General features: G+C 70.2%; 13 protein-coding genes. 5 read left to right on the top strand and 8 right to left on the bottom strand.

Annotated features, from left to right (window positions below):
* Positions 1 to 5: 5 nt before the first annotated feature.
* The 3 genes from mtnB to H295_RS0131205 are packed head-to-tail and all read right to left on the bottom strand — an operon-like array spanning position 6 to position 1,935.
* Entirely contained in the window at positions 6 to 614 is a 609-nt protein-coding gene (gene mtnB / locus H295_RS0131215; protein ID WP_020139274.1) for a methylthioribulose 1-phosphate dehydratase, read from the bottom strand.
* Positions 611 to 1,339, bottom strand: a complete 729-nt coding sequence (mtnC, locus tag H295_RS0131210; protein WP_020139273.1) for an acireductone synthase — start codon at positions 1,337 to 1,339, stop codon at positions 611 to 613. Before mtnC ends, mtnB begins: the two co-directional genes overlap by 4 nt.
* On the bottom strand, positions 1,336 to 1,935 hold the full coding sequence (locus tag H295_RS0131205; RefSeq protein WP_020139272.1) for a 1,2-dihydroxy-3-keto-5-methylthiopentene dioxygenase: 600 nt from the start codon (positions 1,933 to 1,935) through the stop codon (positions 1,336 to 1,338). The genes mtnC and H295_RS0131205 overlap by 4 nt, the downstream gene beginning before the upstream one ends.
* 502 nt (positions 1,936 to 2,437) lie before the next feature.
* Between H295_RS0131205 and H295_RS0131200 the strand changes: the two genes are divergently transcribed.
* The 4 genes from H295_RS0131200 to mtnK are packed head-to-tail and all read left to right on the top strand — an operon-like array spanning position 2,438 to position 7,317.
* The gene (locus H295_RS0131200) at positions 2,438 to 3,535 is read left to right on the top strand and encodes a substrate-binding domain-containing protein (protein WP_020139271.1); all 1,098 of its coding nucleotides are present in this window, start codon (positions 2,438 to 2,440) and stop codon (positions 3,533 to 3,535) included.
* On the top strand, positions 3,522 to 5,057 hold the full coding sequence (locus H295_RS0131195) for a sugar ABC transporter ATP-binding protein (protein ID WP_028809914.1): 1,536 nt from the start codon (positions 3,522 to 3,524) through the stop codon (positions 5,055 to 5,057). The genes H295_RS0131200 and H295_RS0131195 overlap by 14 nt, the downstream gene beginning before the upstream one ends.
* A 25-nt stretch (positions 5,058 to 5,082) precedes the next feature.
* On the top strand, positions 5,083 to 6,129 hold the full coding sequence (locus tag H295_RS0131190; protein ID WP_020139269.1) for an ABC transporter permease: 1,047 nt from the start codon (positions 5,083 to 5,085) through the stop codon (positions 6,127 to 6,129).
* A gap of 15 nt (positions 6,130 to 6,144) precedes the next feature.
* On the top strand, positions 6,145 to 7,317 hold the full coding sequence (mtnK, locus tag H295_RS0131185) for an S-methyl-5-thioribose kinase (RefSeq protein ID WP_020139268.1): 1,173 nt from the start codon (positions 6,145 to 6,147) through the stop codon (positions 7,315 to 7,317).
* Here mtnK and H295_RS0131180 read toward each other — a convergent pair.
* From H295_RS0131180 to H295_RS0131160, 5 genes are all read right to left on the bottom strand, one after another.
* On the bottom strand, positions 7,306 to 7,875 hold the full coding sequence (locus tag H295_RS0131180) for an SMI1/KNR4 family protein (RefSeq protein ID WP_028809913.1): 570 nt from the start codon (positions 7,873 to 7,875) through the stop codon (positions 7,306 to 7,308). The genes mtnK and H295_RS0131180 overlap by 12 nt on opposite strands.
* 158 nt (positions 7,876 to 8,033) lie before the next feature.
* Entirely contained in the window at positions 8,034 to 9,650 is a 1,617-nt protein-coding gene (locus H295_RS0131175) for a glycerol-3-phosphate dehydrogenase/oxidase (protein WP_020139266.1), read from the bottom strand.
* Positions 9,651 to 9,691: 41 nt separating this feature from the next.
* The gene (gene glpK / locus H295_RS0131170; RefSeq protein WP_020139265.1) at positions 9,692 to 11,233 is read right to left on the bottom strand and encodes a glycerol kinase GlpK; all 1,542 of its coding nucleotides are present in this window, start codon (positions 11,231 to 11,233) and stop codon (positions 9,692 to 9,694) included.
* Positions 11,234 to 11,281: 48 nt separating this feature from the next.
* The gene (locus tag H295_RS0131165) at positions 11,282 to 12,082 is read right to left on the bottom strand and encodes an MIP/aquaporin family protein (RefSeq protein WP_020139264.1); all 801 of its coding nucleotides are present in this window, start codon (positions 12,080 to 12,082) and stop codon (positions 11,282 to 11,284) included.
* A 341-nt stretch (positions 12,083 to 12,423) separates the two neighbouring features.
* A complete protein-coding gene (locus H295_RS0131160; protein WP_020139263.1) occupies positions 12,424 to 13,197 on the bottom strand; it encodes an IclR family transcriptional regulator in 774 nt (257 codons plus the stop codon).
* A 318-nt stretch (positions 13,198 to 13,515) separates the two neighbouring features.
* Between H295_RS0131160 and H295_RS0131155 the strand changes: the two genes are divergently transcribed.
* On the top strand, positions 13,516 to 15,596 hold a 2,081-nt coding region (locus H295_RS0131155), incomplete at its 3' end, for a homocysteine S-methyltransferase family protein (RefSeq protein WP_020139262.1).

The following is a 15,596-nucleotide window of genomic DNA, read 5'->3' as shown; positions in this document are numbered from 1 at the left end:
CGGTCTCAGCGGCCCGTCAGCTCCAACTCCAGCAGCCACTCCACCACTTCGGTGTGATGCCGGGCCTGGCGCGGATCGGCGCCCCACACGTACAGCCCGTGCCCGGCCACAACCACCGCCGGCATCCCGGGATTGCGCGCCTCCTCCAGCCGGTCGCCCAGCACCTTCATGTCCTGGCTGTTGGCGATGACCGGCAGGGTCACCTCGACGTCGTGCGCGGGCCGGCCGACCCCCTTGAGCATCTCCAGGTCGCTGAAGACGATCCCGCCCGGCTCCCGCCTGCCCATGGCCACCGAGGCGACGGTGTGCACATGGACCACGGCACCGGCCCCGGTCAGCGCGGCCACGCGCGCGTGCAGCTCGGCCTCGGCGGACGGCTTGCCGCCCCGTACGGCCGCCCCCTGTCCGTCCACCAGCACGACGTCCGCGGGCGTCAGTTCACCCTTGTCGTGGCCGCTGGCGGTGACCGCGAGCCGCAGCGGGTCACGCGAGAGCACCACGGACAGGTTGCCGGAGGTCCCCCGCATCCAGCCGAAGGAGGCGAAGCGGGCGGACTCGGCGGCGAGGACCGCCCCCGCCTCTTCCAGGTCGAGTGTGCTGATGTCGGCGGTCACGTGGTGCTCCCAGAAACGATGATCGCGTCGAACGTCCCCGCCGCAGCGTGGTCGCCGACGCCTTGCTCGAAATACGGCTCCCCGGGCCGCCGTACCCCGACGGTGTGCCAGCCCGCCGCACGGGCCGCGTCCAGCTCGCCGGGCCGGTCGGACAGGAACAGCAGACGGTCCGGCGCCACGCCGGTCGCCGTGGCGATCCGGCGGTACGACTCCGCCTCCTGCTTGGGCCCCGCGTTCTCGGTGTCGTAGAGCCCCGAGATCAGTGATGTCAGGTCGCCCTCCGGGCTGTTGGTGAACCACGCCCGCTGCGCCGCCACCGACCCCGAGGAGTACACGTACAGCCGTGTGCCCGCGGAGTGCCAGGCGCGCAGCCGCGGTACGACGTCGTCGTAGAAGTGCGAGACGAGGTCGCCGCGGGCGAAGCCCTCGGACCAGATGAGGCCCTGGAGGGTCTTCAGCGGGGTCGCCTTGACGTCGTCGTCGAGCCAGGAGTTCAGCGCCTTCTCGACGCGCGCGGCGTCGGCGTCCGGTTCGCCGATCTCCTCGCGCACCTGGGCCACCGCCCGCGCCACCTCCGGGTCCCCCGACCGCTCGGCGAGCAGCGCGGCGAACCGTGAACGCGAGTACGGGTACAGCACGTCGACGACGAACCCCGTGGCGCTCGTGGTGCCCTCGATGTCGAGCACCACGGCGTCCACGGCGTACGTCAGGTCCCGCACGCTCACGCGGCGGCCCTGTCGGCCTCGTAGCCGGCCGCGACGGTGTCGTAGTCCGGGAAGCGGGAGGCGATGGGGGAGCCGGTGAAGTTGCCGATCCAGCCGTCCTCCTCGTGGAAGAAGCGGATCGCGGTGAACGACGGCCTGGTGCCCATGTCGAACCAGTGGGTGGTGCCGCGCGGCACGCCCAGCAGGTCGCCCTTCTCGCAGAAGACCGCGTGCACCTCGCCGTTCACGTGCAGGTAGAAGATGCCGGAGCCGGAGACGAAGAAGCGCACTTCGTCATCGTCGTCGTGCGTGTGCTCCTGGAGGAACTTCTCGCGCGCCGCCTTGGCCTTCGCGGGGAACTCCGGGTCGTCGCTGGGGTGCAGGCCGAGGACGTCGACCGTCGTGAAGCCCTCCTCGGCGTTCAGCTTCTCGATCTCGGGGCCGTAGGCGGCGAACACGGTCTCGCTGTCGGCGTCGAACGGGACGTCCTCGCGGACCGGCCACTGCTCGTAGCGCACCCCCAGGGGCTTCAGCGCCTCGGCGATCTCGGCCGGGTCCGAGGTGCGGCGGACCAGGGTCTCGGGGCCGGACTCGGACCAGGTGGTCAGCAGCGTCATGGGAACAACTCCAGGATTCTGGAAGGGAAGTCCGGATACCGAGACAAGCACCGGACGGGCAGGGGAGAAAGGGGGACGGCGCGGTCGGTCAGCCGCGACACAGCGCGCGGCAACAGCGGCGCAGGTCAGGCACGCACATCGCTTTCGCGTCAGCTGTCGTCATCAGGGCCTCACTGTGCCGGGTCGGATGCCGGTCTTGTGATGGTAACCGGGGCCGTGACCTGCGCAGGTGTGACGTAGTCGTTGTCTCACTTCCTGAGAAAGCGGTTCCAAAATATTTGACGCATGGCTGAAACCGTTCCCATGATCTGCATATGAAGACGCTGCTGCTCGTGCGGCGGCTGTACGTGGACCTGCTTCGGACGACCACCGCCAGCTGTCGCTGACCTCTTCCGGAGCCCCCTCGCGCCCCGCCACCCGCCTGCTTCGGTGGCGCATTCGCCCTGCCCGCTCCGGGACGCGCACCCCTCTTGTCCTCTCCCTCTCGCTCCTGGAGCTCCTCATGTCCCGCACCCGTCTGCCCCTCGCCGCGCTCTCCCTCGCATCCGTGTCCGCACTCGCGCTCGCCGGCTGCTCGCAGTCCACGGACGCCTCGAAGAACACCGGTGACACCGCCGCCTCCGCCTCGGCCGCCACCGGCAAGAAGCCCGCCCCCTTCAGTGCGGGCCCGGTCAAGGTCGCCCTGGTCCGGCAGAGCGGCGCCGGCGACTACTTCGAGCAGTGGGGCAACGGCGCCAAGGCCCAGGCCAAGGCCGTCGGCATCGACCTGACGGTGTACGACGCCCAGGCCGACAACGCCAAGCAGGCCACCGACCTGTCCTCCGCGATCAACTCCGGCGCCAAGGCGATCATCATCGACCACGGCTTCCCGGCGACCATCCAGCCGGAGATCGACCAGGCCGTGAAGAAGGGCATCAAGGTCGTCGTCTACGACGTCGAGACCCCCACCAAGGGCGTGGTCAGCACGGAGCAGGACGACGCCAGCATGGCCCAGGCCGTCCTCGACGTGATGTCCAAGGACCTCGGAAAGAACGCCAAGGTCGGCTACGTCAACGTCGCCGGCTACGCCGCCCTCGACAAGCGGAACACCGTGTGGGCGAAGGAGGTCGCCGCACAGGCCTGGAAGCAGCAGTTCAAGGTCGGCAAGGTCACCGACTCCACGGCCACCGACAACGTTCCCCTGGTCTCCGCCGCGCTCACCCAGCACTCCGACGTGACCGGGATCTTCGCGCCCTACGACGAACTCGCCAAGGGCACGGTCCTCGCGGTGCAGAACAAGAAGCTCCAGGGCAAGGTGAAGGTGTTCGGCGCGGACGTCTCCAACGCCGACATCCAGCAGATGACCGCGGCCGACAGCCCCTGGGTGGCCACGGCCGGCACCGACCCCTCCGCGGTCGGCGCGGCCGTCGTCCGCACCGCCGCGCTGGAGCTGGCCGGTCAGCTGAACAAGTCCTCCGTGGAGTTCCCGGCCGTCGCCATCACCCAGGACTTCCTGCGTGAGAAGAAGATCCAGAACATGGACCAGTTGCGGGCGGCCCTTCCCGCGCTGAACCTGTCCCAGGTCTCCACCGCGGACTGGATCTCGAATGTCGCCCACTGACGTCAGCCCTGCAAAGGCAGCTGTCAGTCTCACGGATGTCAGCATGGCCTTCGGCGGCAAGACCGTGCTCGCCTCCGTCTCGCTCGACATCGCTCCGGGCAGCGTGGTCGCGCTGCTCGGGGCCAACGGCGCCGGCAAGTCCACGCTGATCAAGATCCTGTCCGGCGTGCACACCGACCACGGGGGCGAGGTGCGGGTCGCCGGGGAGCCCGCGGCTCTCCAGTCCCCGCTCGCCGCCCGCCAGTTGGGCATCCAGACCGTGCACCAGCGCATCGGCGAGGGCATCGTGCCGGGACTCTCGGTCGCCGAGAACCTGGTCTTCGAGGAGCTGGCGCAGGCACGCGGCAACCCGTTCCTGAACGGACGCCGTCTGCTGGCGCGGGCCCGCGAGATTCAGGCGGGCCTCGAACTCGGCTGGAGCGACGCCGTGCTCAGGAAGGACGTCACCGAACTCGGCATCTCCGACCGCCAGTTGCTCATCCTCGCCCGCGCACTGGCCACCCGGCCCCGGCTGCTGATCCTCGACGAACCGACCTCGGCCCTGTCCGCCGCCGAGGCCGAACGCCTCTTCGCGCTCGTGGAGCGGATGCGCGACGACGGCATCGCGGTCCTCTACGTCTCCCACCGCCTCGGTGAGATCGACGCGCTCGCCGACCGCCTGGTCGTCCTGCGGGACGGCCTGCTCACCGAGGACCAGTCCAAGCCCTTCGACTGGGACAGCGCCCTGCGCGCGATGCTGGCGCAGGCCCAGGAGGCGACGACCGCACGGCCGGCCGCTCACGGGGACGGGACCGGTGAGGTGATCCTCTCGCTCAGGGGTGTCGAGCTCTTCGAGGGCCGCGCACCTCTCGACCTCGACCTGCGCACCGGCGAAGTCACCGGTGTCGTGGGCCTGTTGGGCGCGGGCAAGACCGAGCTGGCCCGCGGCCTCTTCGGCGCCGAGCCCTTCCCGGCCGGATCCGTCGAGCTGGACGGCAGGCCGTACACGCCCAGGCGGCCCGCGCACGCGATCCGGGCCGGAGTGCACCTGGTCCCCGAGGACCGGCACGCCGACGCCCTGGTCCCGGGCTGGTCGCTGGCCCAGAACATCTCGCTGCCGTTCCTGAAGTCCCTCTCCAAGGCCGGGCTGGTCCAGCGCGCCAAGGAGGACGCCCTCGGCCGCGACACCGTCGAGGCCCTCGGTGTCGTCGCCCGCGACGAGCACAGCACCGTGGAGGAGCTGTCCGGCGGCAACCAGCAGAAGGTCGTCGTCGGCCGCTGGCTCGCCGAGACCCCGCGTGTCCTCATCCTGGACGAGCCGTTCCGAGGCGTGGACATCGGTGCCCGCCGGGACATCGGCCGCCGCGCCAGGACCCTCGCCGCCGAGGGCGCCGCCGTACTCGTCCTGTCCGCCGACGTCGACGAAATCCTCGAGATCGCCGACCGGGTCGTCGTCCTCGCCGCCGGCGAGATCCACCTCGACGCGTACGGCGAGGACGCGGAACGCGACCGCGTCATCCAGACCATCTCCGCGTCCGTGTGACCCCGGCTCCCTGAGGAACTACGCCATGACCACCACCCAGAGCACGGAAGTCCCCACGAAGGCGGCGCTCCCGCCCGCCACCAGCACCGCCGTACGGGTCCAGAACGCCGTCATCAAGTACGGCTTCATCTTCGTCACGGTCGCGCTGTTCCTGTACTTCGCGCTGAGCGAGGGCTCCTTCCGCGAGTCGGCGACCCTCCTGGACACCCTCCGCTATGTCTCCGTCGCCGCGATCCTCGGCCTCGGCGTCACCCTCACCATGGCCGTCGGCGGGATGGACATGTCCGTCGGCGCGGTCGCGGGCCTCGGCGTCTCGGTCGCCGCCCAGACGATGGTCGTCCAGAACCAGGTCGGCACGGTCGCCGTCGTCGCGGTCCTCGCCGCCGGTGCCCTCGCGGGCCTGCTCAACGCGCTGCTGATCGTCGTACTGAAGATCCCCGACATGCTCGCCACCCTCGGCACCATGTTCGTGATCCAGGGCGGCAAGCTCATCCTGGTCGACGGCCAGTCCATCACCCCGGGCATGACCCTGGACGACGGCACCACGGCCCCCGGCAGGTTCACCGCCGGGTTCCTGCGCATCGACCGCGGCACGGTCCTCGGCATCCCCGTCTCGGTCCTCATCTTCGGCGGCCTGACCCTCGCCGCCTGGGTCTTCCTCGCCCGCACCCGCTGGGGCCGGGTGCTCTACGCGATCGGCGCCAACCCCGAGGCCTCCCGCCTGGCCGGCATCCGCGTCGGCGCGTACCGGGCGCTCGCCTACGTCCTCTCCGGCGTCCTCGCCTCGATCGGCGGGCTCATCCTGGCGTCCCGCATCGGCCAGGGCGACGTCTCCGCCGGCACCTCGCAGCTCCTGGAGGCGGTGGCCGTCGCGCTCGTCGGCACCTCGGTGCTCGGCCGGGGCCGCCCCAACGTCTGGGGCACGGCCCTCGGCGCGGTGCTCATCGGCATCATCACCACCGGCCTGACCATCAAGGGCCTGCCCTACTACACCCAGGACGTCGTCGAGGGCGCGGTCCTCATCCTCGCCCTGGTCTTCAGCTTCACCCTGTCCAAGCGCCGCACCGCATAAGGGAGTTCTCCCACCATGGGCTACCGCATCCTGGAGACCGACGACATCCCGGCATACCTGCGCGAACGCGGCCACTGGGACGACCTGGGCGACATCGCCGTACGGGAGGTCTCCGACGGCAACGTCAACCGGGTCTTCCTGGCCTCGAACGCCGCCGGCACCCGCAGCCTCGCCCTCAAGCAGGCCCTGCCCTGGGTGCGTGTCGCCGGCCCCTCCTGGCCGCTGAGCCCCGACCGCGCGAACGCCGAGGCCCGCGCCTACGAGCAGCTCGCCAAGGTCGCCCCCGACGAGATCCCGGCGGTCCACGGCTACGACCCCGAGAACTACGCCCTCGTCATGGAGGACCTCTCCGACCTGGAGGTCCTGCGCACGGTCCTCAACGAGGGCGCCTCCTACGGCCCCCACACCTCGGCGCAGATCGGCCGCCTGGTCGCCCGGCTCGCCTTCTCCACCAGCGACTTCGGCATGCCCTCCGCCGAACGCAAGGCCCTGATCGCGGCCTCGGTCAACCCGGAGCTCTGCAAGATCACCGAGGACGTGGTGCTGTCCGAGCCGTACATCGAGCACGAGCACAACCACTGGCACGAGGGCGTGGCCGACCTGGCGGCGGCCTTCCGCTCCGACTCCGTGCTCCGCACCGAGGTCGCCGACCTCCGCCACGTCTTCATGACCGGCGCCCAGGCCCTCCTGCACGGCGACCTCCACTCGGGCAGCGTCATGGTCGGCACCCGCGACGGCGCCCCGGTGATCCGCGTCTTCGACCCCGAGTTCTCCTTCGTGGGCCCCATCGGCTTCGACCTCGGCCTGTACTGGGCGAACGCCCTGGTCTCGGAGGAACGGGCCCGCGCCCTGGGCCGTCTGACGGACCACGCCGACCAACTCCGGCTGTCCTGGGAGGCGTTCGAGACGGAGTTCCGCCGCCTGTGGCCCACCCGCGTCGACACCTTCTTCGACGACGCCTACCTGGACCGCTTCCTGGGGCGGGTCTGGACCGACTCCCTGGGCTTCGCCGGCACCGAGATCGTCCGCAGGATCATCGGCTTCGCCCACCTGACCGACCTGACCACACTGCCGGACCCGGTCGGCGCGTCCCGCAGGGCTCTGCTGACCGGCCGCGAACTGATCGTGCGGCGCGAGGATCTGCACTCACCGGACGCCGTACGCGAGTTGGTGACGTCACTGATCTGAACCGGCGTCGAACCACTCCTTGCCGGCGGCCCAGTGCCGAACCCAGCCGCCGAAGCCGGGCTCGGAGGTCGTGTGCCCGAACTCCGAGCCGAACGGCATCGCGCCCACATCCGTGACGTGCCATATGTGCCCGCGGTGCGGGCCGGTCACGACGAGATGCCAGTTCATGGCGCACCCGTCCGTCCCGAGCACGACCGAGCCGTGGTTGCGGACCTGGTCGATCACGGCGTCGGGATCCTCGTAGTCACCGTCGTCCTCCTCCCAGAGCCATGCACGCGTCAGCGGGAACGGCTTGCGCAGGTCCCGGTCCGATCCGTCGTCACCCCAGTCCCAGGGCAGCTCGGCCACCCCCACGAGCCCGAACTCCGGTGGCCCCTGGTACGACCCGTCCGAGACCTCCGCCACGAAGGACCGGTACGGCTCCGGCAGCACCACCCCGTGCCGCGCCTCGAAAGCCCGGACCGCCTCCCAGCCGAGCGCCGACGCCCCGCCGTCGTCCACCGTGAACGCCTCGCGCAGCGCGACGAGTTCCCCCGGGGCGACCTGATCGTTGTCCATGTCCGCCATGAAAGCACCCGGCACTGACAACGCGGCATGCGAAAGGGGGCGGTTCCGTCGGAGGGGAACCGCCCCCTTTCGCACACCGGCCCCCATAGGGGGAGGGGCCGTTCCCGGGACGCCGACCCCGGTCGGGGAGGGTGGGGCCGGGCCGAGTGCTACTTCTTGTCGAGCACGTCCTGCACCTTCGCGCGCACCTCGTCCGTGGCCAGGCCGCGGATCGTGAGGGTCGTACGGCGGCGCAGCACGTCGTCCTGCGTCTCGGCCCACTCGTTGTCCCGGGCGTAGACGACCTGCGCCCAGATCTCCGGGGCGTCGGGGTGCACCCGCTCGCCCAGCTCGGGGTTCTCGTTGGCCAGCCGGGCGATGTCGAAGGCCAGCGAACCGTAGTGCGTCGCCAGGTGCTTCGCCGTGTCGGCGGCCATCCGCGGACCCGGCGCCGGGTTGTCCACCAGCAGCCGGTGCGCGACCGCGCGCGGGTTGGCGACACCGGGCAGCGGGAGCTTCTTCGGCAGCGAGGAGATGGGCTCGAAGTCGTCGCCCAGCGGGTGGCCGGGCAGCGCCTCCAGCTTCTGCATGACCGTACGGCCGATGTGCCGGAACGTCGTCCACTTGCCGCCCGCGACGGACAGCATCCCGCCGCGGCCCTCGGTGACGACGGTCTCGCGCTTGGCCTTCGCGGTGTCGCCGGGGCCGCCCGGCAGCACCCGCAGGCCCGCGAAGGAGTAGGTGATCAGGTCACGGCTCAGCTGCTGGTCGCGGACCGAGAAAGCGGCCTCGTCCAGGATCTGGGCTATGTCCTTCTCGGTGACCGCGACGTCCGCCGGGTCGCCCTCGAACTCCTCGTCCGTGGTGCCGAGGAGCAGCATGTCCTCCCACGGCAGGGCGAAGGTGATGCGGTACTTGTCGATGGGGGTGGCCAGCGCGGCCTTCCAGGGGGAGGTGCGCTTGAGGACCAGGTGCGCACCCTTGGACAGGCGGATCGAGGGGGCCGCGTTCGGGTCCTCCATCCGGCGCAGGTGGTCGACCCAGGGGCCGGTCGCGTTCAGCACCAGCCGGGCGTTCACGCCGAACTCGTCACCGGACTGCCGGTCGCGCAGGTCCGCGCCGGTCACCCGGCCCTTGGTGAACCGGAGCCCGGTCACCTCGGCGTGGTTCAGCACGACCGCGCCCGCCTCGACGGCCGCGCGGACCGTCATCAGCGCCATGCGCGCGTCGTTCATCTGGTCGTCGCCGTAGACCGCCACGGCCTTGAGGTTCTCGGTGCGCAGCTCGGGCACGTCCTGCGCCGCCTTCGCGGGGGACAGGAGGTGGCCGACGCCGTCGCCGAACGCGGAGAGCGCGGAGTAGGCGAAGACGCCCGCCCCGAGCTTCGCCGCGCCGTGCGGTCCGCCCTTGTACACCGGGAGGTAGAAGGTGAGCGGGTTCGCCAGGTGAGGGGCCACCTGGCGGGAGACCGCACGGCGCTCGAAGTGGTTCTCCGCCACCAGCTTCACCGCGCCGGTCTGCAGATAGCGCAGACCGCCGTGGAGCAGCTTGGAGGAGGCGGAGGAGGTGGCGCCGGCGAAGTCGCCGGCGTCGACCAGGGCCACCCTGAGGCCGGACTGCGCGGCGTGCCAGGCGGTGGAGATGCCCAGGATGCCGCCGCCGATCACGAGAAGGTCGTACGACGCCTTGGAGAGCTGCTCCCGGGTCTCGGCGCGGCTCGGGTGGGAGCCGGAGGCCGGGCGCGTACCGAGGGCAGGCACGGACTGCAGGGTGGACTGACTGGTCATGTGGGGTTCTTACTCCTCGTCAGAGCTGTTGAGGGTGCTGCTCAGCTCTCGTCGTCCTCGAGCCAGCCCATGGTCCGCTCGACGGCCTTGAGCCAGCTCTTGTACTCACGGTCGCGCTTCTCCGCGTCCATGTTGGGGGTCCACTCGGCGGCCCGGCGCCAGTTGGCGCGCAGGTCGTCGGTGCTGGTCCAGAAGCCGACGGCGAGACCGGCGGCGTAGGCGGCACCGAGGCAGGTGGTCTCGGCGACCATCGGGCGCACCACAGGAGCGTCCAGGAAGTCCGAGAGCGTCTGCATCAGCAGGTTGTTGGAGGTCATGCCGCCGTCGACCTTGAGGGCCGCGAGCTCGACGCCCGAGTCCTTGGTCATGGCGTCCGTGATCTCACGGGTCTGCCAGGCGGTGGCCTCCAGGACGGCACGCGCGAGGTGCGCCTTGGTGACGTACCGGGTCAGACCGGCGATCACACCGCGGGCGTCGGAGCGCCAGTACGGGGCGAACAGACCGGAGAAGGCCGGCACGAAGTAGGCGCCGCCGTTGTCCTCGACGGACAGGGCGAGCGTCTCGATCTCGGCGGCGGTGGAGATCAGGCCCATCTGGTCGCGCATCCACTGCACCAGCGAACCGGTGACGGCGATCGAGCCCTCGAGGGCGTAGACCGGCGCCTCGTCGCCGATGCGGTAGCCGACGGTGGTCAGCAGCCCGGAGTACGAGTTGATGATCTTCTCGCCGGTGTTCAGCAGCATGAAGGTGCCGGTGCCGTACGTCGACTTGGCCTCGCCCTCGGCGAAACAGGTCTGGCCGAACAGGGCCGCCTGCTGGTCACCGAGCGCCGAGGCGACCGGGATGCCGCCGAGCAGGTCGCCCAGCTTGCCGCCGGAGACCTCGCCGTAGACCTCGGAGGAGGAGCGGATCTCCGGGAGCATCGACAGCGGCACGCCGATGGACTCGGCGATCTTCTCGTCCCACTCCAGGGTGTGGAGGTTCATCAGCATGGTGCGGGAGGCGTTGGTGACGTCGGTGTAGTGCTTGCCGCCGTCGACACCACCGGTCAGGTTCCAGATGACCCAGGTGTCCATGGTGCCGAAGAGGATGTCGCCGCGCTCGGCGCGCTCGCGCAGACCCTCGACGTTGTCGAGCAGCCAGCGGGCCTTCGGGCCGGCGAAGTACGAGGCGAGGGGCAGGCCCGTCTCGCGGCGGAAGCGGTCCTGGCCGACGTTGCGGCCGAGCTCCTTGCACAGGGCGTCGGTGCGGGTGTCCTGCCACACGATGGCGTTGTGGACGGGCTCACCGGTGTTCTTGTCCCAGAGGAGAGTGGTCTCGCGCTGGTTGGTGATGCCGATGGCCTTGATGTCGTCGCGGGTGATGCCGGCCTTCTGGATGGCTCCGGCGACGACTTCCTGGACGTTGGTCCAGATCTCGTTGGCGTTGTGCTCGACCCAGCCCGGCTTCGGGAAGATCTGCTCGTGCTCCTTCTGGTCGACCGAGACGATACGGCCGTCCTTGTCGAAGACGATGCAGCGGCTGGAGGTGGTGCCCTGGTCGATGGCGGCGATGAAGGGGCCGGCGGTGTGGGCGTCGGTCACTGTGTGCTCCTGGGATTCCGTGAGGGAAGGGGACGTTCTACCGGTGCTTTAAGCGAAAGCGACGTTGTAGATGCCTGCGGCGATCGCACCGCCGATCAGCGGACCGACGATCGGAACCCAGGCGTAGCCCCAGTCGGAGCCACCCTTGTTGGGCAGGGGCAGGAGGGCGTGCACGATACGCGGGCCGAGGTCACGGGCCGGGTTGATCGCGTACCCGGTCGGACCACCGAGGGACAGACCGATGGAGACCACGACGAACGCGGTGATCAGGGCGCCCAGGGTGCCGAGACCCTTGCCGTCGCCGTTGAGGCCCTGCGTGAGGACGGCGAGCACCAGCACGATGGTGCCGATGACCTCGGTGGCCACGTTCTGCCAGGCGACCCGCACCTCGGGGCCGGTGGAGAAGACGCCCAGGACCGGGCCCGCGCCCTTCTCCTGCGCCTCGACGGCCTTCGCGGTGGTGGCCTGCGCACCCGGAGCACCGACGATCTCCTTGTCGGTGAGGTGCGCGTGGAACTGGCCGTAGTAGGCGACCCAGACCAGTGCCGCACCGATCATGGCGCCGAGCAGCTGCCCGCCCCAGTAGATCGGGACGTCACTCCAGGAGATGCCGTCCTTCTTGAGCGCGAGCGCCAGCGTGACGGCCGGGTTGAGGTGGGCGCCGGAGAGCGGCGCCGAGGTGTACACGGCCGTCAGAACGGCGAAACCCCACCCGAAGGTGATGGCGAGCCAGCCGGCGTTGCGGGCCTTGGAGGCCTTCAGCGTCACGGCGGCGCACACGCCTCCGCCGAGCAGGATGAGTATGGCGGTACCGATGGTCTCGCCGATGAAGATGTCGGAGCTGGACACCCGCGACTCCTTTGTCCTTCGTCCAGGGGACCGAACCCCGGGTCCCTCCGGTGGTTCGAGCTGCCCTCGGGGGTGAGAGCGATGCCGGCCCTTGGCTTGTCACACTCTAGCGCGTATTGCCGGTAGGTGTTCGACAATGCCGACCGATGGACGGGAGTCTTTCTCCGGCGTTACGTGCACGTCAAGAGTTTGGGTGTCGAAAACACGATCGTTATGGATACCTGTGCGTCAACGATCTTGTTCGAGTGATTTATGGCGTTGTGTCAGGTTACGACTGAGGGCCGGTCGTCACCTGACGTACCGGCCCCTGCCGGTCCTCGGAACCGGCTCCCGCGCAGAACTCAGAAGCGCCCGGCGCCCAGGTCCCGCGACACCGCGCGGGCGCAGTCCCGCACCGCCGCGATCAGCTCCGGACGCAGCGCGCCCTCTTCGTCGGGCCGGCACAGCCGCTCCACCGCCCCGGTGATGCCGACCGCGCCGACCGGCATGCGCCGCCGGTCGTGAATGGGCGCGGCGACGGAGGCCACGCCCTCCCAGGTCTCCTCCACGTCCGCCGCGTACCCGCGCGCGCGGGTGAGGTCGAGGATCTGCTCGAACGCGTCCAGCTCGCACACGGTCCGGTCGGTGAACGCCTTGCGGTCGCTCTCCAGTGCCTCGCTGTGCGCCACCGGGTCGTACGCCGACAGCACCTTGCCCAGTGCCGTGCAGTGCAGCGGCTGCATGGCCCCGATCTCCAGCACCTGCCGGCTGTCGTCGGGCCGGAAGACGTGGTGCACGATCAGCACACCCTGCTGGTGCAGCACGCCCAGATGGACGCTCTCGCCGCTGGAGCGGGCCAGGTCGTCCGTCCACACCAGTGCACGCGCGCGCAGTTCGTGGACGTCGAGATAGGTGGTGCCCAGGCGCAGCAGCTCGGCACCCAGCTGGTAGCGCCCCGAGGCGTCGTCCTGCTCCACGAACCCCTCCGCCTGGAGGGTGCGCAGGATGCCGTGCGCGGTGCCCTTGGCCAGGTCCAGGGACGAGGCGATGTCCGACAGGCCGAGTCTCCGCTCGCCGCCCGCGAGGAGCCGCAGCATCGCGGCCGCCCGTTCGAGCGACTGGATGTTCCGTGCCATCGCCGTGCTGCCTCCGTCCCCTTCGACTGCCGATTGTTACGGCGTCGCTGCCGCTGTTCGGCAATGCCGAACACTACCGGTCCATGCCGACCTCCCGCTAATGGTCGGTCGACATCTGTTGCGTCACCGGTCGGCATCCGTTGCATCACTGGTCGCCTCACCGGTGTCCCGCGGTGACCTGCCCGCCATCCTCGTCCGTCCCGTGGACGCACCGACCATCCGCACCCGGACCCGGCTACCCTGGCGTGGTGCGCCCGGAGCGGGACCTCTCGCGGGCGCCCTGAAGCCGACAGCCGTCGCAACTGAGGGAGCCCTTTCATGGCCTCGTCGCCACTGACCCCTTCCGCCGACAGCCGGACCCGTGTGTCCGCGCTCCGCGAGGCGCTCGCCACCAGAGTGGTGGTCGCCGACGGTGCGATGGGCACCATGTTGCAGGCCCAGGACCCCACCCTGGAGGACTTCGAGAACCTCGAGGGCTGCAACGAGATCCTGAACGTCACCCGGCCCGACATCGTCCGTTCGGTCCATGACGCCTACTTCGCGGTGGGCGTCGACTGCGTGGAGACCAACACCTTCGGCTCCAACCACACGGCCGCGTCGGAGTACGACATCGCCGACCGCGTGCACGAACTGTCCGAGGCCGGTGCCCGGATCGCCCGCGAGGCGGCCGACGAGCACACCGCCCGCGACGGCCGTCAGCGCTGGGTCCTGGGCTCCGTAGGCCCCGGCACCAAGCTGCCCACCCTCGGCCACATCGACTACGCCACCATCCGCGACGGCTACCAGGCCAACGTGGAGGGCCTCCTCGCCGGCGGCGCCGACGCCCTGATCGTCGAGACCACCCAGGACCTCCTCCAGACCAAGGCCTCCGTGCTCGGCGCCCGCCGCGCCCTGGAGGCGACCGGCGCCGACGTGCCGCTGGTGGTCTCGATGGCGTTCGAGACCACCGGCACCATGCTGCTCGGCTCCGAGATCGGTGCCGCGCTGACCGCGCTGGAGCCGCTCGGCATCGACATGATCGGCCTGAACTGCTCCACCGGCCCGGCCGAGATGAGCGAGCACCTGCGCTATCTCGCCCGGCACTCCCGCATCCCGCTGCTGTGCATGCCCAACGCCGGCCTGCCGATCCTCACCAAGGACGGCGCGCACTTCCCGCTCGACCCCGAAGGCCTGGCCGACGCCCAGGAGAACTTCGTCCGCGACTACGGCCTCTCCCTGATCGGCGGCTGCTGCGGTACGACGCCGGAGCACCTGCGTCAGGTGGTCGAGCGGGTCCGCGACCTCACGCCTTCCGAGCGCAGCCCGCAGCCCGAGCCCGGTGCCGCCTCGCTCTACCAGACGGTCCCCTTCCGTCAGGACACCTCGTACCTGGCGATCGGTGAGCGCACCAACGCCAACGGGTCGAAGAAGTTCCGTGAGGCGATGCTGGAGGCCCGCTGGGACGACTGTGTGGAGATGGCCCGCGAGCAGATCCGTGAGGGCGCCCACATGCTGGACCTTTGCGTGGACTACGTGGGCCGGGACGGCGTCGCCGACATGCAGGAGCTGGCCGGCCGGTTCGCCACCGCCTCCACCCTGCCGATCGTGCTGGACTCCACCGAGGTCCCCGTCATCCAGGCCGGTCTGGAGAAGCTGGGCGGGCGTGCGGTCATCAACTCCGTCAACTACGAGGACGGCGACGGCCCCGAGTCCCGTTTCGCGAAGGTCACCAAGCTGGCCCGGGAGCACGGGGCGGCGCTGATCGCGCTGACCATCGACGAGGAGGGCCAGGCCCGCACGCCGCAGACCAAGGTCGCCATCGCGGAGCGGCTGATCGAGGATCTGACGGCGAACTGGGGCATCCACGAGTCGGACATCCTCATCGACACCCTGACCTTCACCATCTGCACCGGTCAGGAGGAGTCCCGCAGGGACGGCATCGCCACCATCGAGGCGATCCGTGAGCTCAAGCGCCGCCACCCGGACGTGCAGACCACGCTGGGCCTGTCCAACATCTCCTTCGGCCTCAACCCGGCCGCCCGCGTCCTGCTCAACTCGGTCTTCCTCGACGAGTGCGTGAAGGCGGGCCTGGACTCGGCGATCGTCCACGCGTCGAAGATCCTCCCCATCGCCCGCTTCAGCGAGGAAGAGGTCACCACGGCCCTGGACCTCATCTACGACCGCCGCGCCGAGGGCTACGACCCGCTGCAGAAGCTGATGGCCCTGTTCGAGGGCGCCACCACCAAGTCCCTCAAGGCGGGCCGGGCCGAGGAACTGGCCGCCCTGCCGCTGGAGGAGCGCCTCAAGCGCCGCATCATCGACGGCGAGAAGAACGGCCTGGAGGCCGATCTCGACGAGGCCCTCCGGACGCGTCCCGCGCTGGACATCGTCAACGACACCCTGCTGGACGGCATGAAGGT

The organism is Streptomyces sp. 351MFTsu5.1 (genome assembly GCF_000383655.1).
In the GTDB taxonomy this organism is placed as follows: Bacteria; Actinomycetota; Actinomycetes; order Streptomycetales; family Streptomycetaceae; genus Streptomyces; species Streptomyces griseorubiginosus.
This window is presented reverse-complemented; position numbering and strand designations above follow the sequence as displayed.